The organism is Vibrio hepatarius (assembly GCF_043642085.1).
Taxonomy (GTDB): domain Bacteria; phylum Pseudomonadota; class Gammaproteobacteria; order Enterobacterales; family Vibrionaceae; genus Vibrio; species Vibrio hepatarius_C.
Genome location: NZ_JBHZSA010000004.1, coordinates 87,598 through 111,911 on the forward strand (window position 1 = coordinate 87,598; position 24,314 = coordinate 111,911).

At 45.8% G+C, this 24,314-nt stretch carries 22 protein-coding genes; 12 read left to right on the forward strand and 10 right to left on the reverse strand.

Translation table 11 applies throughout. The annotated features are described in order from the left end of the window. Positions 1-39: 39 nt before the first annotated feature. The 3 genes from ACHUFZ_RS09695 to ACHUFZ_RS09705 all read right to left on the reverse strand — a co-directional run bounded on the left by ACHUFZ_RS09695 (position 40) and on the right by ACHUFZ_RS09705 (position 3,894). Positions 40-963, reverse strand: coding sequence for an aminoimidazole riboside kinase (locus tag ACHUFZ_RS09695; RefSeq protein WP_394127014.1), 924 nt, complete (start codon positions 961-963; stop codon positions 40-42). 92 nt (positions 964-1,055) lie between these two features. Further along, positions 1,056-2,429, reverse strand: a complete 1,374-nt coding sequence (locus tag ACHUFZ_RS09700; protein WP_394127015.1) for a PTS transporter subunit EIIC — start codon at positions 2,427-2,429, stop codon at positions 1,056-1,058. A 16-nt stretch (positions 2,430-2,445) separates the two neighbouring features. Then, on the reverse strand, positions 2,446-3,894 hold the full coding sequence (locus ACHUFZ_RS09705) for a glycoside hydrolase family 32 protein (protein WP_394127016.1): 1,449 nt from the start codon (positions 3,892-3,894) through the stop codon (positions 2,446-2,448). A 197-nt stretch (positions 3,895-4,091) separates the two neighbouring features. Between ACHUFZ_RS09705 and ACHUFZ_RS09710 the strand changes: the two genes are divergently transcribed. Then, positions 4,092-5,087, forward strand: a complete 996-nt coding sequence (locus ACHUFZ_RS09710) for a LacI family DNA-binding transcriptional regulator (protein WP_394127017.1) — start codon at positions 4,092-4,094, stop codon at positions 5,085-5,087. A gap of 33 nt (positions 5,088-5,120) precedes the next feature. On the opposite strand, the gene ACHUFZ_RS09715 is transcribed toward ACHUFZ_RS09710, so the two are convergent. Together ACHUFZ_RS09715 and ACHUFZ_RS09720 are read right to left on the reverse strand one after the other, a co-directional pair. Then, entirely contained in the window at positions 5,121-5,945 is an 825-nt protein-coding gene (locus tag ACHUFZ_RS09715) for a hypothetical protein (RefSeq protein WP_394127018.1), read from the reverse strand. Positions 5,946-6,119: 174 nt separating this feature from the next. Then, positions 6,120-6,560, reverse strand: a complete 441-nt coding sequence (locus tag ACHUFZ_RS09720; protein WP_394127019.1) for a CBS domain-containing protein — start codon at positions 6,558-6,560, stop codon at positions 6,120-6,122. A 306-nt stretch (positions 6,561-6,866) separates the two neighbouring features. Here ACHUFZ_RS09720 and queA point away from each other — a divergent pair, with 306 nt between their 5' ends. From queA to mepA, 8 genes are all read left to right on the forward strand, one after another. Next, entirely contained in the window at positions 6,867-7,919 is a 1,053-nt protein-coding gene (queA, locus tag ACHUFZ_RS09725) for a tRNA preQ1(34) S-adenosylmethionine ribosyltransferase-isomerase QueA (RefSeq protein WP_394127020.1), read from the forward strand. A 307-nt stretch (positions 7,920-8,226) separates the two neighbouring features. Beyond that, a complete protein-coding gene (gene tgt, locus ACHUFZ_RS09730; protein WP_394127021.1) occupies positions 8,227-9,363 on the forward strand; it encodes a tRNA guanosine(34) transglycosylase Tgt in 1,137 nt (378 codons plus the stop codon). 173 nt (positions 9,364-9,536) lie between these two features. After that, the gene (yajC, locus tag ACHUFZ_RS09735; RefSeq protein WP_004747918.1) at positions 9,537-9,866 is read left to right on the forward strand and encodes a preprotein translocase subunit YajC; all 330 of its coding nucleotides are present in this window, start codon (positions 9,537-9,539) and stop codon (positions 9,864-9,866) included. A 20-nt stretch (positions 9,867-9,886) separates the two neighbouring features. Then, positions 9,887-11,743 (forward strand): protein translocase subunit SecD, encoded by a 1,857-nt coding sequence (gene secD / locus ACHUFZ_RS09740; RefSeq protein WP_394127022.1) that lies wholly within the window; start codon positions 9,887-9,889, stop codon positions 11,741-11,743. Positions 11,744-11,757: 14 nt separating this feature from the next. Continuing rightward, positions 11,758-12,705: a protein translocase subunit SecF gene (gene secF, locus ACHUFZ_RS09745; RefSeq protein WP_394127023.1), complete on the forward strand. Its 948-nt coding sequence runs from the start codon at positions 11,758-11,760 to the stop codon at positions 12,703-12,705. Between the two features lie 70 nt (positions 12,706-12,775). Further along, the gene (locus tag ACHUFZ_RS09750; RefSeq protein WP_394127024.1) at positions 12,776-13,270 is read left to right on the forward strand and encodes a hypothetical protein; all 495 of its coding nucleotides are present in this window, start codon (positions 12,776-12,778) and stop codon (positions 13,268-13,270) included. 117 nt (positions 13,271-13,387) lie between these two features. Continuing rightward, positions 13,388-13,720 (forward strand): DUF1904 domain-containing protein, encoded by a 333-nt coding sequence (locus tag ACHUFZ_RS09755; protein WP_394127025.1) that lies wholly within the window; start codon positions 13,388-13,390, stop codon positions 13,718-13,720. A gap of 38 nt (positions 13,721-13,758) precedes the next feature. After that, positions 13,759-14,613: a penicillin-insensitive murein endopeptidase gene (mepA, locus tag ACHUFZ_RS09760; RefSeq protein WP_394127026.1), complete on the forward strand. Its 855-nt coding sequence runs from the start codon at positions 13,759-13,761 to the stop codon at positions 14,611-14,613. A 55-nt stretch (positions 14,614-14,668) separates the two neighbouring features. On the opposite strand, the gene ACHUFZ_RS09765 is transcribed toward mepA, so the two are convergent. The 3 genes from ACHUFZ_RS09765 to rdgC form a co-directional block, all read right to left on the reverse strand. Further along, entirely contained in the window at positions 14,669-14,923 is a 255-nt protein-coding gene (locus ACHUFZ_RS09765; protein WP_004413072.1) for a YfhL family 4Fe-4S dicluster ferredoxin, read from the reverse strand. Between the two features lie 2 nt (positions 14,924-14,925). Then, on the reverse strand, positions 14,926-16,323 hold the full coding sequence (gene trhP, locus ACHUFZ_RS09770) for a prephenate-dependent tRNA uridine(34) hydroxylase TrhP (protein WP_004413073.1): 1,398 nt from the start codon (positions 16,321-16,323) through the stop codon (positions 14,926-14,928). Positions 16,324-16,583: 260 nt separating this feature from the next. Continuing rightward, positions 16,584-17,498: a recombination-associated protein RdgC gene (rdgC, locus tag ACHUFZ_RS09775; protein WP_004413074.1), complete on the reverse strand. Its 915-nt coding sequence runs from the start codon at positions 17,496-17,498 to the stop codon at positions 16,584-16,586. Positions 17,499-17,706: 208 nt separating this feature from the next. Here rdgC and phoB point away from each other — a divergent pair, with 208 nt between their 5' ends. From phoB to ACHUFZ_RS09790, 3 genes are read left to right on the forward strand one after another with little or no spacing between them, the layout of a single operon-like run. Further along, complete coding sequence (phoB, locus tag ACHUFZ_RS09780; RefSeq protein WP_053440626.1) at positions 17,707-18,396, forward strand: phosphate regulon transcriptional regulator PhoB; 690 nt, start codon at positions 17,707-17,709, stop codon at positions 18,394-18,396. Between the two features lie 25 nt (positions 18,397-18,421). Next, positions 18,422-19,720, forward strand: a complete 1,299-nt coding sequence (phoR, locus tag ACHUFZ_RS09785; RefSeq protein ID WP_394127027.1) for a phosphate regulon sensor histidine kinase PhoR — start codon at positions 18,422-18,424, stop codon at positions 19,718-19,720. After that, positions 19,720-20,679: a PstS family phosphate ABC transporter substrate-binding protein gene (locus ACHUFZ_RS09790; protein WP_394127028.1), complete on the forward strand. Its 960-nt coding sequence runs from the start codon at positions 19,720-19,722 to the stop codon at positions 20,677-20,679. Before phoR ends, ACHUFZ_RS09790 begins: the two co-directional genes overlap by 1 nt. A gap of 21 nt (positions 20,680-20,700) precedes the next feature. On the opposite strand, the gene ppx is transcribed toward ACHUFZ_RS09790, so the two are convergent. Further along, a complete protein-coding gene (gene ppx / locus ACHUFZ_RS09795) occupies positions 20,701-22,200 on the reverse strand; it encodes an exopolyphosphatase (protein ID WP_394127029.1) in 1,500 nt (499 codons plus the stop codon). Beyond that, complete coding sequence (ppk1, locus tag ACHUFZ_RS09800) at positions 22,184-24,280, reverse strand: polyphosphate kinase 1 (RefSeq protein ID WP_394127030.1); 2,097 nt, start codon at positions 24,278-24,280, stop codon at positions 22,184-22,186. Before ppk1 ends, ppx begins: the two co-directional genes overlap by 17 nt. Positions 24,281-24,314: the final 34 nt, after the last annotated feature.

Sequence of the window (24,314 nt, forward strand, 5' to 3'; positions counted from 1 at the left end):
GCTGACATTAACGTCGTAGATATCAGCAATCAGTCGATTTTATTGGTTAAGGTAAGAGAGCAGCAAGGACTGGTTGGGCAGTGCACTCATCGCGCCTTTTTGAGTAGTTGCTAATGCGCCGCAGATATTGCCCCAACGGACGGCTTCAATCACTTTGCCTTCCTGTTGCCAATCATCATGCTGTGAGAGGTAGGCGAGTAAGCCACTGACAAATGCGTCTCCAGCGCCAGTGGTATCAACAACGCTCACTGTGCAGGATTCGACGTGATGTTGCTGACCGTTAACGATAGCCAGTGCGCCATGTTCACCTAAGGTAATGAGCACCAGTGGAATCGAGTAGTTAGATAGATCTGTTAATCCCTCATCAAGAGAGGAAGTCTCCGTTAAATAGAGCAGCTCTTCTTCTGAAAACTTAACCACGTCGGCCAGTTTTATCGCACTCATCACAACTGGACGAATCTCTTGCGGCTGCTGCCACACTTCATCACGTAGGTTGGGATCAAAGCTGACAAAGCCATTTGCCTCTTTCAGTGCTTTCATTGCAGCTAAGGTCGTTGAGCGACTTGGCTCGTTGGCAAGGGCAATCGAACAGCAGTGAAGCCATTGGTTTGCTTCAAAAGAGGGGATATCAGCGAGCTGGGTAAACTGGTCAGCGCTAGGCTTAACCATAAAGGTGAATGAACGTTCGCCTTGATCGTCTAGGTCAACAATCACGGTTGATGTGCGTTGCTCAGGGTCGAGCTTAAGGCTGTTTACATCAACATTTTCTTGATTAAGTACTTCAGCCATAAAACGCCCAAGAGGGTCATCTCCGACTCGGCCAAAAAAGCCACATTGGCCGGAAAGTCTCGCAACGCCAACCGCAACGTTAGCGGGTGCACCACCTGGACATTTTAGGTAGGTATTGTCGCCATCTGGAATCAGATCCACCACTGCATCACCGGTGAGCCAAACTTTATTCATGATTTGTTCCTTACAAAGGCGCCCATCGGAGCATAGCAAGATGGGCTAGGTCATTGGTGCACCTAGGAGGCGGTACACCAATGAATTTATTGTTATTGACTCTTTTTTACTGGGTTGTAGATGCGAGTCAGGACAAAAGCGGTCGCAAACGCACTCGCAATAACTGTTAGATAGCCTAGAACTGCTGTTAATGATTGCGAGTAAAGTAAGATACCCGGAATGAAGGTGATGCCCATACCAGTTGCACTAATGTTTAGCACGTAAGTCACTAATCCACCCACGGCGCCACCGACCATACCAAACATAAACACTTTGCCGTATTGAAGGTTGACACCAAACAGTAGCGGTTCAGTGATACCAAACAGTGTCGACATGGAAGCGCTGTAAGCATTACCTTTCTTGATCTTGTCTTTAAGTAGCGTTGCCACCGCGATTGCAGCACCAAATTGACCAGCCATTGAAGCCGTACCTAGTGGTTGAAGTGGATTAACCCCTGTTTCATTAAGCAGGCCAATTTCAATTACGCCCAGTGCGTGATGCAGACCGGTGATCACGATCATCTGCTGTACGGCACCATAAAGGATGTAACCTAGACCAAGTGGCAGGTCGAGCGCCATGCGCACCAATGAGGTACAGCCGTGCTCAATAGTTTGTAGGATAGGACCAAAGCCGAACAGGATGACGAACACCGCAATGGTAATGGTCAAAAATGGCGTAAAGACTAAGTCCATACTGGCTGGAATAAAGCGGCGCAGGTTACGCTCCAAGTAAGAGACAAACCAACCAGCAAAGATTGCAGGCAGGACCGTACCTTGATAGCCCACCAGTGGGAAGTTGATGCCAAGCAGATTGACCATCATTGGCTCTGCGCCACCACTTGCGACCACCCAAGCGTTAGGCAGTTGCGGTGCAACCATCATCAAGCCCACAACAATCGCGATAATGGCATTGCCACCAAATTTCTTTGCCGCAGAATAAGCGATTAAAACGGGTAAGAAGGCAAAGGCGGTATCGGTCAGCATGCTAAATAAGGCTAATGTCTCTGGTGAGAAATCGACGCCTGAGTGCAGCATCATTCCGCGTAACCCCATCAACAAGCCGGTTGTTACCAGCGCTGGGATCAGTGGGATCAAAATATCAGCTAAGGTTCGAACGATTTTTTGGCTTGCTGTCATACCGGCAAAAGCGTCCTGTTTGAAGTCGCTAGTTTCAAACTCGCCACCCAAGGCACGCTTGAGCGAATCATAGACATGAGAAACTTTGCCAGTACCAATAATGAACTGGTGTTGGCCTGACTGATAAAAGTAACCGCTGATTTGGTTAATCTCTTTTGCTTTATCAGTATCGACCTTGTCATTGTCTTTAAGGATGAGGCGCAGGCGCGTAGCACAATGCTCAGCGTTGCGGATGTTGTCTAGGCCCCCGATACTATCTAGTATCTCGTTTACGGTAGCGTCATAATTCATTCTGTTCACCACTTTATTATATTGTAAGGTAGGTTAGCTGGGTATCGAGGTCTGCACCTTTTTCAGTCGATATAGTTAGCTGGTGGTTTTCTTGCTCAGGGAAGAAAAGACAGGTAAATACATCTCTGCCATCATTAATATAAATTTCAATAATGCTCTGATCGCAAATGAAGTGAATATTATGAATGTCATAATCTGTTTGGTGTTGACGTTTATTTCCATACTCCCAATCTTGGGTGTGATGGTCATATAACGCTCTATCTAAAGTAATGGTGTTATTGTTGATAGTCAGCGTTAACTCTCTACCACTTTGTGTGTTCAAAGAAATGGTTATATTTTTCTCTTTAGATAAGTTATTAACCTCTAGAGAAAACGATAAACTTTCTAGTTCAACTCCTTGGTATTTTGATTGATATCCATTTTGTTTTATTAATGAATCGGAATTAATAATGCTTGGACGTTGAATTAATCGATTATTTTCAACGGCTAGTTCTCTAGTCAGCGTCAAGCAGTTAATCCAACCCTGTTGTTCGCTAGGCAGGTGGTCATCTGTTCCTGCCCATGCAACCAGTGTTTGTTTGTCTGGCGCATTAGCCATGGTTTGTGGCGCGTAGAAATCAAAGCCACGGTCGAGTTCATCCCAATGGGTCACGGTGAACGTAAGCTGTTCGAAATCCACTTGGCCTAAGCAGTAAATAACGTTGAACTTATTGTGGAATCGAGTTCCATCAGCAGTCACGCCCTGAGGGGAAAAGATCAGCACGTCATGACCGTCGACTTCTAGCAGGTCAGGACACTCATACATGTAGGCCTCAAGAAAGTCGCCGTTGACTTGAATCTCCAGCGTCCCTGCGAACTTCCAGTCGAGTAAGTCAGCCGATTGGTACACGATGATCTCACCGCTTAAATCGGCTTCTCGCTGAGCGCCTAGCAACATAAAGTAGTGGCTGCCACGTTTAACGATTTTTGGATCGCGTACATGGCCGGTATAGCCTTGCGGTACTGATTCAATCACCGGATTTAGAGCGTGTTTAGTCACCTGATTGTTTTTATCTAAGATCGCTAAACACTGGTTTGCATCGCGTTCATCATCACGCTTAACATTACCGGTGTAGAATAGGTAACTAAGATCATTTTCGACCATAGCGCCACCTGAATAAGCACCGTGAGATTCATAATTTTCTAAAGGGGTTATTTTGGAACCATGCTCAGACCAAGTTAATAAATCATCAGAGGTCAAGTGCATCCAATGTTTCATTCCATGGTAAGTATCAAATGGAAACCATTGGTAAAATAAGTGATATTGGTTATTAAAATAACAAAAACCATTTGGATCATTTAACAATCCATGTGGTGGGCTAATATGAAATAGTGGACGAAATAAAGTGTTTGATTTTATTTCCTCAAACTTTTTATTATCTAATTCCGTTGCCGTTTTGATGGTTTTATATTTTTGTTGTTGCACGTTACTTACCTAATAACCTTGGGTTGAAGAAATCATAGAGAGCTTGATAAAAGGTGAAAATAGCGACGTACTTTTATTCACTCAATTTGACGGCATTTTGAACAAATAGAGAATAGGTTGTGATGTAACACAAAGTCTTGTTACATGATGAGGGTTAATATATGACGTTGATTGATAGAAAGTCTGGATGAAGAGCAATGACGATTCGTGATGTAGCCAAAAGGGCAGGTGTCTCTATTGCGACGGTTTCTAGAGTGCTTAATGGTAGTGAGTGTGTCTCAATTGAAGCTAAGCAAGCAGTCGAGTTGGCTATGACCGAGCTGAATTATCAAAAGCCTCCACAGAAACGCAAAAAGCCAACCAAGCTGTTCGCGGTGATTGTGCGCAATATGTCGAATCCGTTTTTCTCTCAACTGGTCGATGTATTGGAACAAGAAGCCTACAAGCATGGCCGCAGCTTGTTGCTGTTTAATAGCCGCAATAACCTTCAGTTAGAGAAGACCTTTCTCTCGGAGTGTATAAATCACAAAGTGGATGGGGTATTTCTTGTGCCTCGCTCATTAAAAGAAGAGCACTTAGCGCCCTTGAATGCGCTGCCTTTTCCGGTGGTGCTGCTTACGGCGACAGCACCCAACACTATCAGTATCGGTACCCATCATCAGCATGGTGGCGAGCTGGCAGCGAGACACTTTGTTCAGCAGGGTTATCGGAATCTGGGCTATATCGGAGCTAGTGATACCAAGTCAGATAGGCTCATTGGTTATCAAAACGAGTTATCTAGGCTAGGGAAAAAGTTGCCAATGGAATCGGTTCTTGCGCCTTATGATTCTGATTCTTTGCGTGATTACATTGAAAAATGGATCACTCAAAACCCTCAACCTCTCGAGGCAGTGTTCTGTTCTGATGATATTTCCGCCAGTCATCTGCACAATGTATTGCAAGAGCAAAAGGTGAGTCATAGGGTCGACATCATTGGTTTTGATGACACTTTTATTGCTCAGTCACTTGGCTTTTCAAGTATTAAGCAGCCAATTAGGCAAATTGCGTTATTGGGTTTCGATATGATGATTGAAGCGATTCAACAAGGTGAGCTAGTGCAGCGTTTGGTGCTACTAGAGCCAACGCTGTCGGTCAGAAACCGCCCGTCACTGCAGACGGTGTCTCGCCGACCTGAAATTTTGCGTAATGAGTAGTTGTCGCTTTGCAGATAAAAGCTTTAGTGCTAATTAAGGGGAGGCGAAAGGTTGTTTGCCAAGCGGGGCTAACGCAAAGTTACGCCATGTTGGAAAAAGCGTATTTTCATTTAATGATTTGGCAAAGTTACCGTCAGTGTGAGTCTGATTATTACTCCATTGCCAATTCGATATAAAGTGGCTTTTGGTTGGTATCGTTTCTTGGCCATTCCAATAAAAGATCAACTTACCTTTGCCAAAAGGGACGCTTGAACAGTTCGGCTTGAAGTACTTGAATAATTCGCGGGCCTCCAGATCGGTATCACCAACACGTGGCGCACTTGGGTCGAAGACTTGAGAGTAATAGATGTCCTTTCCTTCAAAGATAAGCGTACCGCCAAAGCGGGCAATTCCCCAGCGAATTATACGTGACATCTCCTTGGTTGCGGTTAGGCCATTGTACTTGACGGTGGAGGGGGATTTATTATCCCATCCCTCGATGGAAGTTTTGAATGTATGGATATACTCATCTCGCCCTGAGCGACGCATAGTAAAAGCGCTTTTAAAATCCATAGCATAGTGAACGAATTCTGCAATGACGGGGTCCCGTTTAAGATGAAGAGTCGTTCCCGCCTGACCGTAATAGAGATCCATCATCTGGCAGCCTTCAGAGAGGTAGGCTCCTCCTCGTCGTCCAGTCTCAAACAAATTGAGTTTTCTAAGGCCACTGCATTTACCCCAATTATGCAGCCCTTTCACGATAGTACTGCCGTTACCTTGCGTGCCATATATAAACTTAGATTTCTTAAACGCGTTGCGTAGCTTAAATTCTCCGACACGCTCAACGGCATCTTGAAACTCATATGGTTTAATTTTCATCACAGCCCCCTGTGGTGTTTATAGTAAATACTAGGCCAATTATGGTCGAGTGCCTAGCGACACTAGGTAAAGGGAGCGTGCATGGGAAGTAGCAGTTACATTCGATACTGTGGGGTGAGGGCGTTTGGTGCTAAAAGCTATTATTAGCCCTTAGCACCCAAACTCTGTAGCAAGTTATTCGACTTCTTCGGGCTCAACTTCTTCTTGAAGTTCAAGCAAGTTAATCGCAATCGCGACGAAGTCACTGTCGGTGATGATCCCGACAAGTTCGCCTTTTTCTACCACAGGTAGGCAGCCAACTTTATGCTTTTGCATATAAATCGCACTTTCCTTTAAACCAGCTTGTGGTGAAACTGACACGACGCTGGTTTTCATCACATCGAAAAGTGGCGTGTTGAGCGTGTAAGACTGACTTTCTGGGAGCTTTTGCAAGCTAGATTCTTGAGCTGAGAGTACATCTCGCTGAGATACGACGCCAAGCAGTTTTCTATCTGCATCAATGATTGGAATGTGGCGAATATCGAGCGCTTCCATCATGCTTTTTGCATCGGCGAGATTGTGAGAGCGAAGAAGCGTATGAGGGCTACGCGTCATCATTTCTTCTACCTTAATCATGGCTGCCTCCTGAGTTATTATTCTTTGCTCTTTAAATATAGTAATTTTCTTCAACTGAGTTTGAGAGCTAAACCTGTTTTTACTGCTATAACCACGACTTTTTTGCGGTAAATCAACTGGTGAAGAATTCAGCAGGGAAATAGATGGGCTTTCGAGCAAATTAAGGCAAATGATTACAATAATTCACATCTCTTTTCTTGATATTGCTCTCATGCACAATATACTAGTCGGCTGCGAAAAACTCGTCGTCTGTTTGTGACAGAATCAGTTCGACTCACAGTAAAACCACGACAAAAGATTAGTAACATGCAAGTATCAGATTTTCACTTTGACTTACCGGATGAGCTTATAGCTCGCTACCCTCAGCCAGAGCGCACAGCAAGCCGTTTACTGCAAATGGACGGCAACAGCGGTGAGCTAACCGATGGCACGTTTACCGATGTACTAGACCAAGTACAACCGGGTGACCTAGTGGTATTCAATAATACTCGAGTGATTCCTGCGCGCATGTTCGGCCGTAAAGAGTCAGGCGGTAAGTTAGAGGTACTAGTCGAGCGTGTTGTGGACGAAAAGAGTATTTTGGCTCACGTTCGCTGCTCAAAGTCACCTAAGCCAGGCAGTACGATTTTTGTCGGTGAGAATGATGAGTTTTCGGCCCAGATGGTTGCGCGTCATGATGCGCTGTTTGAGTTAAAGTTTAACTCAGAGCAGAACGTTCTAGCGGTACTGGAAGAAATCGGTCACATGCCACTTCCTCCATATATTGACCGCCCAGATGAAGACTCTGATAAAGAGCGCTACCAAACGGTTTATAATCAAAAGCCGGGTGCAGTAGCTGCGCCAACAGCAGGCCTTCACTTTGATGAACCTTTGCTTGAGAAGATCAAAGCAAAAGGCGCAGAGTTTGCGTATGTTACTTTACACGTAGGTGCAGGTACTTTCCAGCCAGTGAAAGTGGATGATATCCATGAGCACCACATGCATGCTGAATACGTTGAAGTACCTCAAGAAGTCGTCGATGCAATTAATGCCACGAAAGCACGTGGTGGCCGAATTATTGCTGTTGGTACGACATCGGTGCGTTCGCTAGAAAGCGCAGCGCAAGATTCACTTAAGAAGGGGACTGAGTTAGTTCCTTTCTTCGGTGATACCGAGATCTTCATCTACCCTGGTTACGAATATCAGTTAGTGGATTGTTTAATCACTAACTTCCACCTGCCAGAGTCAACGCTAATCATGCTAGTGAGTGCTTTTGCAGGTTATGACAATACGATGAACGCGTATAAGCACGCTGTAGAGAACAAGTACCGCTTTTTCTCGTATGGCGACTCGATGTTCATCAAAAAGAAAACGGTATAGATTACTTTGAGAGATTCCTGACATCTCGTACCTCGATTCAGGAATGACAAACGTTGGCTGTGAGAGCCTAATATGTCATTCGAGGAGTGAGGCACTGAAACTCCGTCATTCCATAGAGTGAGGGACGAACGAGTAGGGAATCTCTTATGTTCAGCATTGAGCTGAACGCAAACAATTTACGAGTGCTAGCAGTAAGCTAGGAAGTAGGCTCAAGTAGCATACCTCTCGCATGGAAGGCGACCGCTCCTCATAGAGCTTAAAGCTCTGAACTTAATGTCAGACTGTTTCTCTGACAACCGGAGGCTTCGTGAAGTTAAAATTCGATCTTAAGAAAAAAGACGGTGTGGCGCGTCGTGGTCAACTGACCTTTGAACGTGGCACAGTTCAAACACCAGCATTCATGCCAGTAGGTACTTACGGTACTGTTAAAGGTATGACACCTGAAGAAGTAAAAGGCACTGGTGCTGAAATCCTTCTTGGTAACACTTTCCACCTATGGCTACGCCCAGGTCAAGAAGTGATGAAAATGCACGGTGACCTGCACGATTTTATGAACTGGCACGGTCCTATCCTTACTGATTCAGGCGGTTTCCAAGTATTCAGCCTAGGTAAGATGCGTACTATCACTGAGAAAGGTGTACATTTCCGTAACCCTGTAAACGGTGACAAGATCTTCATGGACGCGGAAAAGTCGATGGAAATCCAAAAAGACCTAGGTTCTGACATCGTAATGATCTTCGACGAATGTACGCCATACCCAGCGACACATAATGAAGCGAAGAAATCGATGGAAATGTCACTACGTTGGGCACAGCGCTCACGTGACCACTTCGATAAACTAGAAAACCCGAACAACCTATTTGGTATCGTTCAAGGTGGTGTTTACGAAGATCTACGTGATGTGTCTGTAAAAGGTCTAACTGAGATCGGTTTTGACGGTTATGCCGTCGGCGGCCTAGCAGTAGGCGAGCCAAAAGAAGACATGCACCGTATTCTTGAGCACACATGTCCTCAGTTACCAGAAGACAAGCCTCGTTACCTAATGGGTGTAGGTAAGCCAGAAGACCTAGTTGAGGGTGTTCGTCGCGGTATCGATATGTTTGACTGTGTAATGCCAACGCGTAACGCACGTAATGGTCACCTATTTGTGACTGGCGGTGTGATCAAGATCCGTAATGCGAAACACAAAACAGATACAACTGCATTAGATCCGCACTGTGACTGTTACACTTGTCAAAACTACTCTAAGTCGTACCTTCACCACCTAGAGCGTTGTAACGAAATTCTAGGTGCTCGTCTAAATACGATTCACAACCTACGTTACTACCAACGCCTAATGGAAAGCATTCGTACGGCAATCGATGAAGATCGTTTTGATGAGTTCGTGCAAGAGTTCTATGAGCGTCGTGGCCGTGAAGTTCCGCCACTTGCAAAAGAGCAGTAATCGACAAAGTTAAGAATTAGAGCCTTTGGCATTACGCCAGAGGCTTTTGCTAATAAAGTAGGCAAACGCACGCTATTTTTGAGAGAGTGATCTCTATTGCTCACTCTCAGACTTGAAACTAATTGGCGAATGCCCAACTTGGACATTAATAAAAAATAATAGAGGATATTTTAATGTTTATTTCTCAAGCTCACGCAGCAGCAGAAGGCGCACCAGCAGGCGGCGGTTTTGAAATGCTAATCATGCTAGGTATGTTCGCGGTGATCTTCTACTTCATGATCTACCGTCCACAAGCTAAGCGTGTTAAAGAGCACAAGAGTCTAATGAGCTCGATGGGTAAAGGTGACGAAGTGCTAACTAGCGGTGGCCTAGTGGGTAAAATCACTAAAATCGCAGAAGACAACGACTACATCTCTATCGAGCTGAACACAAATAACGAAGTCGTTATCAAGAAAGACTTCGTTACTGCAGTGCTACCAAAAGGTACGCTAAAGTCTCTATAAACAGCTAAAGGATCTCCGCTGTGTTAAACCGCTATCCAATATGGAAGTATCTGATGGTGGTGTTTACCATCGCTATCGCAGCATTGTATGCACTTCCAAATCTCTACGGTGAAGATCCGGCTATTCAAGTTACAGGGGCGCGTGGCGCCTCTGTAGATATGTCAACGCTGGATTCTGTCACTAAAGCTCTAGACGATCAGGGCTTATCTCATAAATCCATTGCTCTCGAAAATGGATCTATTCTTGTACGTTTTAACGACACTGACACGCAAATCAGTGCTCGCGATATCATCAACGAAGCGCTTGGCAAAGACAAAATTGTTGCTCTAAACCTAGCTCCTGCAACCCCTGACTGGCTTGAATCAATTGGTGCTGCACCAATGAAGTTAGGTCTTGACCTACGTGGTGGTGTTCATTTCTTAATGGAAGTGGATATGGACGCTGCAATGGAAAAACTGGTTGGTCAACAGGAAGAAGCATTCCGTAGTGAACTACGTGAAGCAAAAATTCGTTACCGCGCAATTCGCCCTGCAGGTAAAGATGGTGTTGAAGTTCTGCTACGCAACGCAGAGCAGCTTGCTGAAGCAGAAGCACTACTAAAGAAAAACCATCCGGAGATGATCTTTGTTGATTCTGAGTCGAATGGTCGCTTTGCATTGACCGCAACCTTTACTGAGCAACGTCTAACTGAAATTCGCAACTATGCGGTAGAGCAGAACATTACGATTCTACGTAACCGCGTAAACGAACTAGGTGTTGCTGAGCCTCTTGTTCAGCGTCAAGGTGCAAGCCGTATCGTAGTTGAGCTTCCTGGTGTTCAAGATACCGCTCGCGCGAAAGAAATTCTTGGTGCAACTGCAACGCTAGAGTTCCGTGAAGTGGACTCAAAAGCAGACCTTGCCGCAGCGGCGAATGGTCGTGCGCCAGCGGGCAGTGAAATCAAGCAAGACCGTGATGGTCGCCCAGTTGTGCTTAAGAAGCGCGTAATTCTAGGTGGTCAAAGCATTACTGACGCAAGTTCAAGTGTTGATGAATATGGTCGTCCTCAAGTTAACATCTCGCTAGACAGCGAAGGTGGTAACAAGATGGCTACGTTCTCACGCCAGAACATCGGTAAGCTGATGGCAACGGTTTTCGCAGAATACAAAGACAGCGGTCGCCGTACTCCTGAAGGCCGTGTGATTCTGAACAAGCATGAAGAAGTGATTAACCAAGCAACGATTCAATCGGCTCTTGGACGTAACTTCCGTATTACTGGTATCGACTCAGCTGCAGAAGCGCACAACCTTGCACTTCTACTTCGCGCTGGTGCTCTAATTGCGCCTATCTCGATTGTTGAAGAGCGCACCATTGGTCCATCTATGGGGCAGCAGAACATCGACATGGGTATCCAAGCGATGGTTTGGGGTATGGTTGCAGTAATGCTATTCACGCTGATGTACTACCGTAAGTTCGGTCTGATTGCGAACGTAGCGCTTATGGCTAACTTAGTGTTGATCATTGGTGTGATGTCGATGATTCCGGGTGCAACGATGACCTTACCAGGTATTGCCGGTATCGTACTGACTGTCGGTATGGCGGTTGATGCCAACGTACTGATCTTTGAGCGTATCCGTGAAGAGCTTCGTGATGGACGCAGTCCACAGCAAGCGATTCACCAAGGTTATGCTAACGCGTTCAGTACCATTGCCGATGCGAACATCACCACACTAATCACTGCGATTATCCTATTTGCAGTGGGTACAGGTGCGATCAAAGGTTTCGCCGTGACACTGTCTATCGGTATCTTAACTTCTATGTTTACAGCCATTGTAGGTACACGTTGTATCGTGAACCTTGCATACGGTAGTAAGCGAATCAAAAAACTGTCGATCTAAGGCTAGGAATTAGTATGTTTCAGATTCTAAAAGCAGAAAATACGATCGACTTTATGCGTTGGTCGAAGCTGGCATTTGTGTTCTCAATCCTAATGATTGGTGCGTCAATCTTTACTCTATCAACTAAGTGGTTGAACTGGGGTCTAGATTTTACTGGCGGTACCTTGATTGAAGTGGGTTTTGAGCAGCCAGCAAACCTTGAAGATATTCGTGGTGCGCTAGAAGCAAAAGGCTTTGGTGATGCAACGGTGCAGAACTTCGGTAGTGCGCGTGACGTAATGGTTCGTCTGCGTCCTCGTGATGATATGGCGGGTGAGACGCTGGGTAACCAGATTCTTAATGCTATCAAGGACGGTACGGGTGAAAGCGTTGAAATGCGCCGTATTGAATTCGTTGGCCCTAACGTAGGTGATGAGCTTACTGAAGCTGGTGGTCTTGCGATTCTCGTTTCTCTAATCTGTATCCTGATCTACGTATCGGTGCGATTTGAGTGGCGTCTGGCGGCGGGTGCGGTATTGGCACTTGCTCACGATGTTATTATTACGCTTGGTATCTTCTCTTTGATGCAAATCGAAGTAGACTTGACCATTGTTGCGGCACTTCTAACGGTTGTCGGTTACTCGCTCAACGATACCATCGTTGTATTTGACCGCATTCGTGAAAACTTCCGCAAGATGCGTAAAGGCGAAGCCGCTGAAATTATGAACAGCTCGATTACTCAAACGTTGAGCCGTACATTGATTACATCGGGCACTACTTTGTTCGTAGTTATTGCTCTGTTTACGCAAGGTGGTGCGATGATTCACGGTTTCGCAACCGCACTTCTACTTGGTATTACCGTGGGTACATACTCTTCAATCTACGTTGCTTCGGCACTGGCATTGAAGTTAGGTATTACTAAAGAACACCTAATGCCACCTCAAGTAGAAAAAGAAGGTGCAGAATTTGATGAGATGCCATAAGGTATTGAGTCAACGATCCTAATCAAAGCCGCTGTTATTCAGCGGCTTTGTTGTTTTAACGGAGTGATGAATGCGAGTGTTTGCACTGTTGTTGTCCCTAGTAGCCTCTAGCTTATCGGCCAATACATTAACTTTCTCTACTAGCCCAGACGAGATGACTCAAAGCGTTCTCAGTTCATGGCAAGAGTGTGATCAACAACTCTGGTGTGAAGATAATCTTACCTATTACCGAGGGAATTACTTTGCTCAGGCAGCAGTATCGCAGTCTGCGCTGCAGATCGAGTTAATGACTGAGTTTTCTATCCATCAACTATCTCAGCTTCAACTCAATCTACGCAGTGATGGTTTTTCTTTGCTGAGCGTAGAAGTTATGGGAGAACGTTTTGATATCTCGCAGCAGAGCTCGCAACACTCAGTTAGCGAGGTCAACGCAGCGTTAGTACAATTTATCAATCGCTATCCTCAAACCGCACCGAGGAAGCTGGTATGGCAATCTTCGCTGTGGAGTGCTGAATTAATCAGTGATGGTGAGATCATTTCATTGCGCTTTATGTCTCGCGATTGAGCAGAGTGAATGTGTTGGGTGAATATTGTGCGATCTTGTCGCACACTTAAATAGAGGCTACAGACTTCGAGTGATAACTTGCTATGATGAATGAAAATAATAAATAGGAAGCAAGTTATGCCACATTTACGTTTTCGAGCAGTAGAGCCGCAGACAGTACAAATGCTCTCTAAGCCGCTAATTGATGAACTTCAGCCTTTAATGGACTGCCCTCGTGAAGACTTTACCTTTGAATATATCTATTCAACATTCTTCCACGAAGGGGAAGTGAGCAGTGCTTATCCGTTTGTTGAGGTGTTGTGGTTTGATCGTGGCCAAGAAGTTCAAGATGCGGTCGCTAAGGTCGTGACGTCGCAGATTCGCGGTGTGATTGGTGAAGATGTTGATGTTGCGGTGATTTTTAAAGCGCTTGACGCTAAAGGCTATTACGATAATGGCGAGCACTACTAATTAGCTCAGTTAATCATTTTAAGTAAGAGGAGAAAGCAATGCAGGCTAGTCTAGATACATGGGGTAAGCTGCCTTTGCTATTCTCTTCTTTACTGTTTGCTTCCTCGGTAGCTGCGACTCCCTGGGAGCAAATAGACGTTCCTTCAAATGGTTCACCCCAAGCGATTGGTAGCTACGCCAATGGCTGCTTGTCTGGTGGTGCCGCTTTACCGCTAGAAGGGGAAGGCTATCAGGTTATCCGTAGTCAACGTGAGCGTTATTATGGTCATCCGAATGCGATCGGTTTTATTGAGCGTTTAGCTGACCTGTCACGTAATGAGCTAAAAACTAATATCTTGATTGGTGATATATCTTTGCCGCAAGGTGGGCGCTTTTCATCAGGGCATTCTAGCCACCAAACGGGGTTAGATATCGATATTTGGCTTAAGTTAGCGGACATGCCGCTTTCCGAACCTCAGTTAGCAAAGCCAACGCCTCATAGTGTGGTCAACTTAAAGCAGTACCAGCTACTCAAAAACAACTGGGATGAACGTCATTTCGAGTTAATGAAATTTGCCGCCAGCGATGAGCAGGTTGCACGTATTTTCGTTCACCCTGTGATCAAAGAGAAACTGTGTGCAACGGAACAAAGCAGCGATCGAGAGTGGCTGCGAAAAGTGCGTCCATGGTGGGGGCATCATTACCACATGCATGTGCGTCTGAACTGCCCGGAAGGGAGCCAGAACTGCAAACCTCAAGCCGAGCCGCCTAAAGGGGATGGTTGTGGGGCAGAGCTAGCAAGCTGGAAACCGCAGCCGAAACCAGCGGCGCCAAAAGTGGCATCTACAAAGCCGAAAAAGAAAAAATTGAAAGTGATACCGGCTCAGTGCCAGCAGTTGTTAGATAACAGCTAATACGATTTAGAATAAAAAAACGCCGCTCAGTGAGCGGCGTTTTTATTAACCAATATTAGGCTAAGCCCTGAATAATAACGAACTTCTCTAGCAGTTCTTCTTCAGTCTCAACATGGTCTGGATCGGTGATGATGCACTTAGTGATCGGGCAGACTGATTGACATGTTGGCTTCTCATAGTGACCTTTACACTCAGTACATAGGTCTGGGTCGATCTCAAAGATTGAGTCGCCCATAGTGATCGCGCCATTTGGACACTCTGGGTCACACATGTCACAGTTAATGCACTTATCAGTGATCAGTAAAGCCATGCTTATTTACCTGTTGGGTTACGGGTATCCTGACCATCGTTTAAGTTACGCATTAATAGGCCGTATTCTAGATCCATATCTTGTGGAACTGGAATGAATACGAAGTGGCCATTTCCTTTTGCGTCATCAATAACTTCTGACTTACGGTTTTCCATCGCTTCCAGCGTGAAGATGACATTGCCTTTTGGCGTCATTAGCTCAAGGCTGTCACCGACAATGAATTTGTTCTTCACTTCAACTTCCGCTAGGTCACCACGGCGTTTGCCAGTGAATTCACCAACAAATTGTTGAGCGTCAGATACAGAGTAACCGTAGTCGTAGTTTTGGTAAGCATCGTGTGTGTGACGACGAAGGAAGCCTTCGGTGTAACCACGGTGTGCCAGGCTCTCTAGTGTGCCCATTAGGCTCTCATCAAATGGTTTGCCAGCAACAGCGTCATCAATCGCTTTACGGTAAACCTGAGCAGTACGAGCACAGTAGTAGAAAGATTTAGTACGACCTTCGATCTTCAGTGAGTGAACACCCATCTTGGTCAGACGCTCAACGTGCTGGATTGCGCGTAGGTCTTTCGAGTTCATGATGTAAGTGCCGTGCTCATCTTCGTAAGCCGCCATCTTCTCTTCTGGACGGTGCGCTTCAGAAAGTAGAACCACTTCATCAGTTGGTTTGCCACGACCGATAGTCGTTTCAGGGCGCTCGTCTTGAACTTCAACCGCTTGCGCTTCTGCTGGGTCAAACTTCTCTACGATGTCGCCAGTGTCGTTTTCTTTGCCTTCTTCAACTTTGTATTCCCAACGACATGCGTTAGTACATGTACCTTGGTTAGGGTCACGTTTGTTAATGTAACCAGAAAGTAGGCAGCGGCCAGAGTAAGCCATACATAGAGCACCGTGAACGAACACTTCTAGTTCAGTTTCAGGACAGTGCTCACGAATCTCTTCGATCTCTTCTAGAGAAAGCTCACGAGAAACAATCACACGCTCAACGCCGTTAGCTGCCCAGAACTTAACGGTTGCCCAGTTCACTGCGTTCGCTTGAACTGACAGGTGAATAGGCATCTCAGGGAACGCTTCACGAACCATCATGATTAGACCTGGGTCAGACATGATTAGTGCGTCAGGGCCCATCTCTACAACCGGCTTAAGGTCGCGGATGAAAGTTTTTAGCTTAGAGTTGTGCGGTTGGATGTTACATACCACGTAAAGCTTTTTGCCTTGGGCATGAGCTTCATCGATACCGATTTGTAGGTTCTCGTGGTTGAACTCGTTGTTACGTACGCGAAGGCTGTAACGAGGTTGGCCAGCGTATACCGCGTCTGCGCCGTAGGCAAATGCGTAACGCATGTTTTTAAGGCTACCTGCAGGTGACAGTAGCTCTGGTACGAATGCTTTCTCAGTCATGTGTAATTCTCTTAATCTGATCTCAAGTCAGGCCGATTCCACCACATGGGATCGGGGGCGCAAATTTTACGTCAAAACGTGACTTGTGACCAGAACAGAATGTACACGAAATTTGTTCAAGGCGTGAATGACCAGAATAGCTATTGCTTTCCAAGTCGCTAGAGGTGAGTTGTATATTTGAAATGATGCGCAGAGCAATGTCTGCGCATACTTGTCGCAATAGCTAAACAGGTCATTCTAAAATGACCTGTAGCACAGCTTTATGCGTTTGGATGAGGCAGGCCACCAAGGCATTCGTATAGATTTGGCAGGAATGCACTGAATTCACCACACATTAAAGAGAAGTCTGCATCAAAGCGAGCAGCTTGGTCTTCACGTGGGATATCATCGTTTTGATCTTTTAGCTCATCAGAGAACTTGAGGCGTTTGATGCTGCCATCTTCAGCTAGAATACATTCGATGCGCTCTTGCCACCAAACCGCAAGCTTAGTCACCATCTTGTCTGCTTCAATATGGCTACGAATTTCATCGGCGGTCAGTTCTTGCTTCTTACAACGGATCACGCCGCCTTCTTCAAGTACTGATTTAAGCTCTGCTTCATCAAGCATCTGGATACCAACAGGCGTTTCACCCGTTTTCACCCATTCGGTCAATGTGGTTTCAATTGGCTTTTCAGGGATTGCTGGCACAACGGGTAGGCTACCCATAGTTTTACGTAGCAGTGCTAGCACATCTTCGGCTTTTTTCGAGCTGCTAGCATCGACTAAAATGAAGCCTTCTTTTGGTAGAATTAGCACGTAAGTATGGCTACTGCGGCTAAATGCACGTGGCAGAAGATCCATTACTATGTCATCTTTCAGATTGTCTTTCTCTTTCTTTTTAAGAGGGCGACCTTCTTGTGCTTCCATCGCTTCAATTTTTGCGTTCAATGAGTCTTTAATCACTGATGCAGGAAGCATTTTTTCTTCTTTCTTAGCACAAACTAGAATGCGGTTTTCAGACACGTGAGTCATCATGTCGCCATGTTTACCCATCGCTGTAACCCAGCCAAATTTTTGCTTATCTTGGCTACCACAAGGCGTAAAACGAAACTCAGCCAGTTGTTTTTCTAGTTGGTCAGCGTTGAATTCGATTTCGCGGTTGAAGCGATAAACCAGACAGTTTTTAAACCACATATTCTTTCTCTATACCTTTATCCGATCTGCCAATAATAAAGACTTTTGCACGTCTTGTCTTACTGCAAACACACAATAGTGGGATGAAAGTTATATGAAAATTTGTTTTCAAAGGTCACAAAAGTGTCATAATTGCTAGTGATAATGCTTAGCGTTGCCAAGAGCTGAATAAGCTCAAATAAACTAACTAACATAAGGTTATTCAATTATGTCTAGAAGGATTCTGGTTGTTGAAGACGAAGCACCAATTCGCGAAATGCTTTGCTTTGTACTTGAACAAAAAGGTTACCAAGCAGTAGAAGCAGAAGATTACGACAGCGCGGTAACTAAACTGGCTGAACCCTTCCCTGATCTAGTGCTACTAGATTGGATGTTACCTGGTGGTAGCGGTATCAACTTCATTAAACACATGAAGCGTGAAGAGCTGACACGCAACATTCCCGTTGTGATGCTAACGGCACGTGGTGAAGAAGAAGATAAAGTACGCGGCCTTGAAGTAGGCGCAGATGACTACATCACCAAGCCATTCTCACCAAAAGAGTTGGTTGCTCGTCTTAAAGCGGTTATTCGCCGAGTGACACCAACCGCACTAGAAGACGTAATTGATGTTCAAGGACTTAAACTTGACCCGGTTTCGCACCGAGTGACAGCAAACGATGCGCCATTAGATATGGGGCCAACGGAATTCAAAATGCTGCACTTCTTCATGACTCACCAAGAGCGTGTTTACAGCCGTGAACAGCTACTCAACAATGTTTGGGGCACTAACGTGTATGTGGAAGACCGCACGGTAGACGTACATATTCGTCGCCTACGTAAAGCGTTAGAAGCGGCAGGTCATGATAAGTTGATTCAGACGGTTCGCGGCGCGGGCTATCGTTTCTCAACTAAGGCGTAATGGGTTTTACCATTTGGAGAGGTAAGTGGTCGAACGGTTAACTTGGAAAAAGCTAGCCTGGGAGCTGGCTTTTTTTTACACCCCATGGGTGATAGTAGGCTGGATTTTCGGATATATGCCGTGGTTGCTTTTAGCTGCCACGGTTTTACAGTTGGTATGGCATCTACACAATCAAATGCGTCTTTCGACCTGGTTGTGGGATGAGAAGCGTCTAACGCCGCCGTCCGGCAGTGGTAACTGGGAGTCTCTGTTTAACGGTATCTACCGTCTGCAACAGCGTCAGCGTAAAAAGCGTAAAGAGTTAACCAACCTCATTCGTCGTTTCCGTAATGGTGCCGAATCCCTCCCGGATGCTGTCGTGGTATTTCGCAGTGAAGGCAATATTGTTTGGTGTAACAAGCTTGCTCAGCACCTACTGGGTTTCCGTTGGCCAGATGATTCGGGTCAGCCGATTTCCAATTTGATTCGTACCCCTGATTTTATCAAGTATCTCAATAAGCAAGATTTCTCCGAGCCGCTAGAGATGCGCTCACCATTGAACGTCGAGCGTATGCTTGAGCTACGTATCGTACCTTACACTGAAGGTGAGCACTTGATGGTGGTACGTGATGTCTCTCAGCTTAAGCAGCTTGAAGGCATGCGCCGCAACTTCTTTGCCAATGTATCCCATGAACTGCGCACGCCAATGACGGTGCTGCAAGGCTATCTGGAGATGACTGAAGATCCAGATATGGTGGTTGGCCCTATGTGGACCAAAGCGCACGGAGTGATGACTGAACAGCTTAATCGCATGAATAGCTTGGTGAATCAGTTGCTGACGCTATCGAAAATCGAAGCTGCTCCGATGCATGAGCTAGAAGATGTCGTCAATGTGCCAGCGATGCTTGAAGTGTTGGAGAAAGAAGCGGCGAGTTTGAGTGGTGATTTAGGCCATAAGCTATCATTTAATGTCGATAGCAATTTGCGAGTGCTAGGCGATGATGATCAACTGCGCAGCGCGATCTCTAATCTAGTGTACAACGCGGTGAAATATACCCCAGCAGGTGCAGACATCAAGGTACGTTGGTATCAATCTGCTCAAGGGGCGCATTTAGAAGTGGAAGACAGTGGTGATGGTATCGAGCCACAGCACTTACATCGACTGACTGAGCGTTTTTACCGAGTTGATAAAGCGCGTTCTCGTGATACGGGTGGCAGCGGACTCGGTCTTGCGATTGTAAAACATGCCCTGACTCACCATGACTCTCACCTAGAGATCAGCAGTGAAGTTGGCGTAGGCAGTAAGTTCTCGTTTACGCTTCCTGTCCGTTTAGTGGTGAGTTAATGAAAAAGCTCATCGGTGCATTAATGCTTTCATTGTCTCTATCAGCACCAAGTCTAGCTGAGGGTGAGAGCTTACCTAATTACAGTAAAGTTGCCGGAATTACGGGTGATTTAACAACGGTAGGCTCTGATACATTAGCCGGGATGACCACCCTGTGGGTCGAAGAGTTTAAGCAGCTCTACCCAAGTGTTAATGGACAGGTGCAAGCATCGGGTTCTTCTACCGCTCCTCCTGCTTTGACTGAAAGAACGGCGCAGTTTGGCCCAATGAGCCGAGCGATGCGTAACCGAGAAGTAGAAGCTTTTGAACGTGAGCATGGCTATAAACCAACCGTGCTACGTGTTGCCATTGATGCGATTGGTATCTTTGTCCACCGAGACAACCCGATTAAAGGTTTGAACTTTACCGAGCTTGATCGCATTTTCTCAGCAACCTTAAGATGTGGCTCGACAGACTCGATCAACACTTGGTCTGAGCTAGGTTTGGACTACCAATGGGCCAAACGAGGAATGCAACTGTTTGGTCGTAACTCGGTATCGGGTACTTATGGTTACTTTAAAAAGAACGCACTGTGTGGCGGTGATTTTAAGAGTAGCGTCAATGAGCAGCCGGGCTCAGCTTCAGTAGTGCAGTCAGTCGGTTCGGCGATCAACACTATTGGTTATTCAGGTGTGGGTTATCAAGTTTCTGGGGTGAAGCTGCTACCGATTGCTAAATCAGGCGACCAATACGTAGAAGCAAGCCAAGAAAATATCTTATCAGGTAAGTACCCACTATCACGCTACCTCTATGTATACGTGAATAAGCACCCTTTTAAACCACTGAGCCCAATAGAGCGTGAGTTCATTCGTTTTATCTTCTCTCGCCAAGGTCAGGAGCTAGTCGCCAAAGATGGTTATGTACCGATCTCCCCTGAGATTGCGCGCCGAGAGCTAGAAAAAGTCGGTATCACCAATTAAGTCCTTTGTGTTGCGCTTTACTTAGAAGCTCAAAGACCAACCCGCTTGCTGCCAATACTCTTGTTCATTGACGAGATCCGCATGAAGCAGTTTGTTGTTGGTCAGCCAATCTTTATCGGCACAAGTAAGTACCCACTTATCTTCGTTAATCTCAATGGATAGCGGGGGAAGCGGATCATCATTGCGTTGACCATTAAGCAAAATCGCTAAACGAAGAATACGAATTAAGCCAATGATGTGCTTTTTCTTAAACAGAGTAAATTGCTCCATCTCGTGCAGCTTTAACGCTTTACGCTGAAAACGCACCAATATTGCTAATACCTGTTGTTGCTCTTGATTGAAGCCGGGCATATAGGTATGTCGAAGGATATACGCTGAATGGCGGTGGAAGGCTTGCAAGCTAATACTTAGCCCGACTTCATGCAGCAGCGCGCTCCATTCTAGTAGATCAAACAAAGGCGAATCCGTTTTTATGCCTAGCTCTGCGTGTATTTGCTGCAAAAATAGCTTGGCCTGAGCTTTAATCTTGGCGGCATGCTCTAAATCGACTAGGTGTTTATTGGCGAGATTTTCAGTGGTGCGCATGCGTATGTCAGTGCGTTCAAATCTCTCTTCCATTTCGAACAGGAGCCCTTCGCGCAGTGCGCCTTGAGAATACTGCATTTCAACGATCGCTAGACTGTGGAAAATCGCGTGTAGGATAGAAACACCCGCGGCGAAAACAGGCTTTCTTTCCGCCGTTAAGCCTGCCAATTCGATATCATCGATGTTCTCCCACTGGCAAAGAGTATCTATGAGTTTGGCTAAGCGCTTGCGGGTAATGATGCCATCGTCGTGGCCAAGCCCAATTAAGACTTCTCGTATTGCTTTAATCGTTCCTGAAGAGCCAAAGGCGACTTCCCAGCCTTTTTTGCAATAGCGATGAGCGAGAGATTCTAACTTCTGCTCAGCGGTTAGGGTCGCTTTAGCAAAGTTGGTCGCTGATAGTTTGCCGTCAGCAAAAAATCGATTGGTGTAACTGACACAGCCCATCTGTTTACTGTTGATAAGCTCTGGCTGGAAACCCTGACCGATGATCATTTCGGTACTACCGCCGCCAATATCAATCACTAATTTCGATTTCGATTGAGGCTGGGTATGGGCAACGCCTAAATAAATCAATCGAGCTTCTTCAACGCCGGGGATTATCTCGATTGGAAACGGCAGTATCTCACGAGCACGTTGCAGGAAAATATGGGCATTATTGGCTTGGCGAAGGGTATGCGTTGCAGCAATTCGAACATTTTGCGCATCGAATCCTTGTAGCCGCTCAGCAAAAATCGCTAAGCATTCCAGACCGCGTTCGATAGAGGCGTTGTCTAAGTTTTTTTGCGCATCTAGCCCGGCCGCTAAGCGCACTCTTTGTTTATGGCGACTCACTAGCTGAAGATCTTGCTCAATGACTTTAGCCACCACCATATGGAAACTGTTTGAACCAAGGTCGATGGCCGCGACATCACGAATATCATGGGTTTGCGTCATGCTGTTTCCGTTTCTGATTCTTGGTTTGTTTTTCTATGTTTTTAAGATAGTCGTAAATCGCCACTTGTGAGCGTACTTTGTCTTGGTTGTCACGCAGAACATATTGATTGCTCATCTCTTTATCTATCCATCTTGCTTTAACCGTATCGGTAAAATGGATGTTGATGATATCGATAATACGTTGCTTAAGGCGCTCATCACGCACGGGAGCTGCCACTTCGATGCGATGATCAATATTGCGCGTCATCCAATCTGCGGAGGAAATATAGACTAGAGGATTGCCATTGTTATGGGCGATGATAACGCGTGGATGCTCTAAGAAGCGATCAACGATACTGATGATCTCAATGTTGTCACTCACGCCTTCAATGCCAGGCACTAACGAGCACATACCGCGAATGATCATCTTAATGTTTACCCCGGCTGAACTCGCTTCGTAGAGTTTATTGATTAAACCTTTGTCGACAAGGTTGTTGGCCTTGATAATGAGCTCCGCTTTGTCTCCTTGCAGCGCATTGGCAACCTCGTTATCAATCAGGCGATACAGTTGTTTACGCGAGTTTCTTGGTGAAACAATTAGGTGATGAAACTTAATCGGTTGATACGGCTTTTCGATGTAGTTAAACACGCCGCGTACTTCGTTGGTTAGCTCTGCATCCGCAGTGAGTAGTGAAAAGTCGGTATAACTTCGCGCGTTTTTTTCATGAAAGTTGCCAGTGCCAATGTGAGCGTAGTGAATCATCTCATCATTCTCGCGGCGGCTAATCAGCAATAGTTTTGAATGGATCTTCAACCCAGGTACGCCAAACACCACGTGTACGCCAGCCTCGGTTAATATCTTCGACCACTCGATGTTGGCCTCTTCATCAAATCGCGCTTGGAGCTCAACAACGACCGTCACCTGCTTGCCATTGTGCACGGCATCAACCAATGATCGCATTAAGCGAGAGCCTTTCGCTACGCGGTAGATGTTAATCTTGATGCTAGTGACTTTAGGATCAAACGACGCTTGCCGTACCCATTCGCTAATGTGCTCAAAGGTGTGGTAGGGGTAATAGAGTAAGATATCTTGCGCTTTGAGCGCGTCAAATTTGTTGGCATAACCGATAAAGTCCGCGCATTGCATGGGTGGCAGTGGCTTGTTTTCTAGATACTGCTTACCCACATTGGGGAAATCGATGAAGTCTTTGAAATTGTGGTAACGTCCGCCGGGAATCAAACTGTCGTAATTGGATATTTGGAGTTTGCTGCATAGGAAACTCAGCATCTGCTCTGGCATTTCTCGCTCGTAGACGAAACGTACTGGCATAGCTGTGAGTCGTTGACTTACGCCTTCAGACATCTGCTCGATTAAGCTGTGTTCTACTTCGTAATTGAGGTCGTACTCGGCGTCGCGCGTCACTTTCATCGCATAGCCATTGAGCTGATCGTAATCGAAAAAACCGCTAAACAGCTCATCGAGACAGTAACGGATAATGTTATCCAGCAAGATGATGGTGTTACGTGGTTTGCCTTTTTGCTCTGGTACCATGACAAAACGAGGCACGTGATCGGTTGGGATCTCGATTAAGGCGTATTGACTGCGATCTGCTTGACGCATTTCGACGGCAATATAGGCGTATTCATCCTTGAGGAACTGCAGAACATCGATATCTTCTCGTAACAATATTGGCGTAATGTGCGGCAGTAACTTTTTGCGAAAGTACTTTTTTACCCACTTTTGCTGCGAGGGACTGAGTTGCTGCTCATTAACTAAAAAGATGCCGTGCCGAGCCATATCACGTATTAGCTCAGCGTAAAGCTCGTCAAAACGATCATTTAGCTTCAGCGCTTTGGTTTGCATCTTAGTTAACAGGTGCTTGGAGTTATCGTTGCCGCCACGTTCTTGATTGATCAAGATTCGGCGTTTTACATCGGCGAATCTAACTTTATAGAACTCGTCTAAGTTATTGGAAAATATACCAAGAAATCGAATTCTTTCGATTAAGGGGACTTGTTTGTCTGCCGCTTCTTGTAAGACACGCTCGTTAAAAGAGAGCCAACTGAGCTCCTTTTCGATATACAGTTTTTCTGTACTCATAATCTTACCTTCTGCGGAATGACGAGGGGGTGTT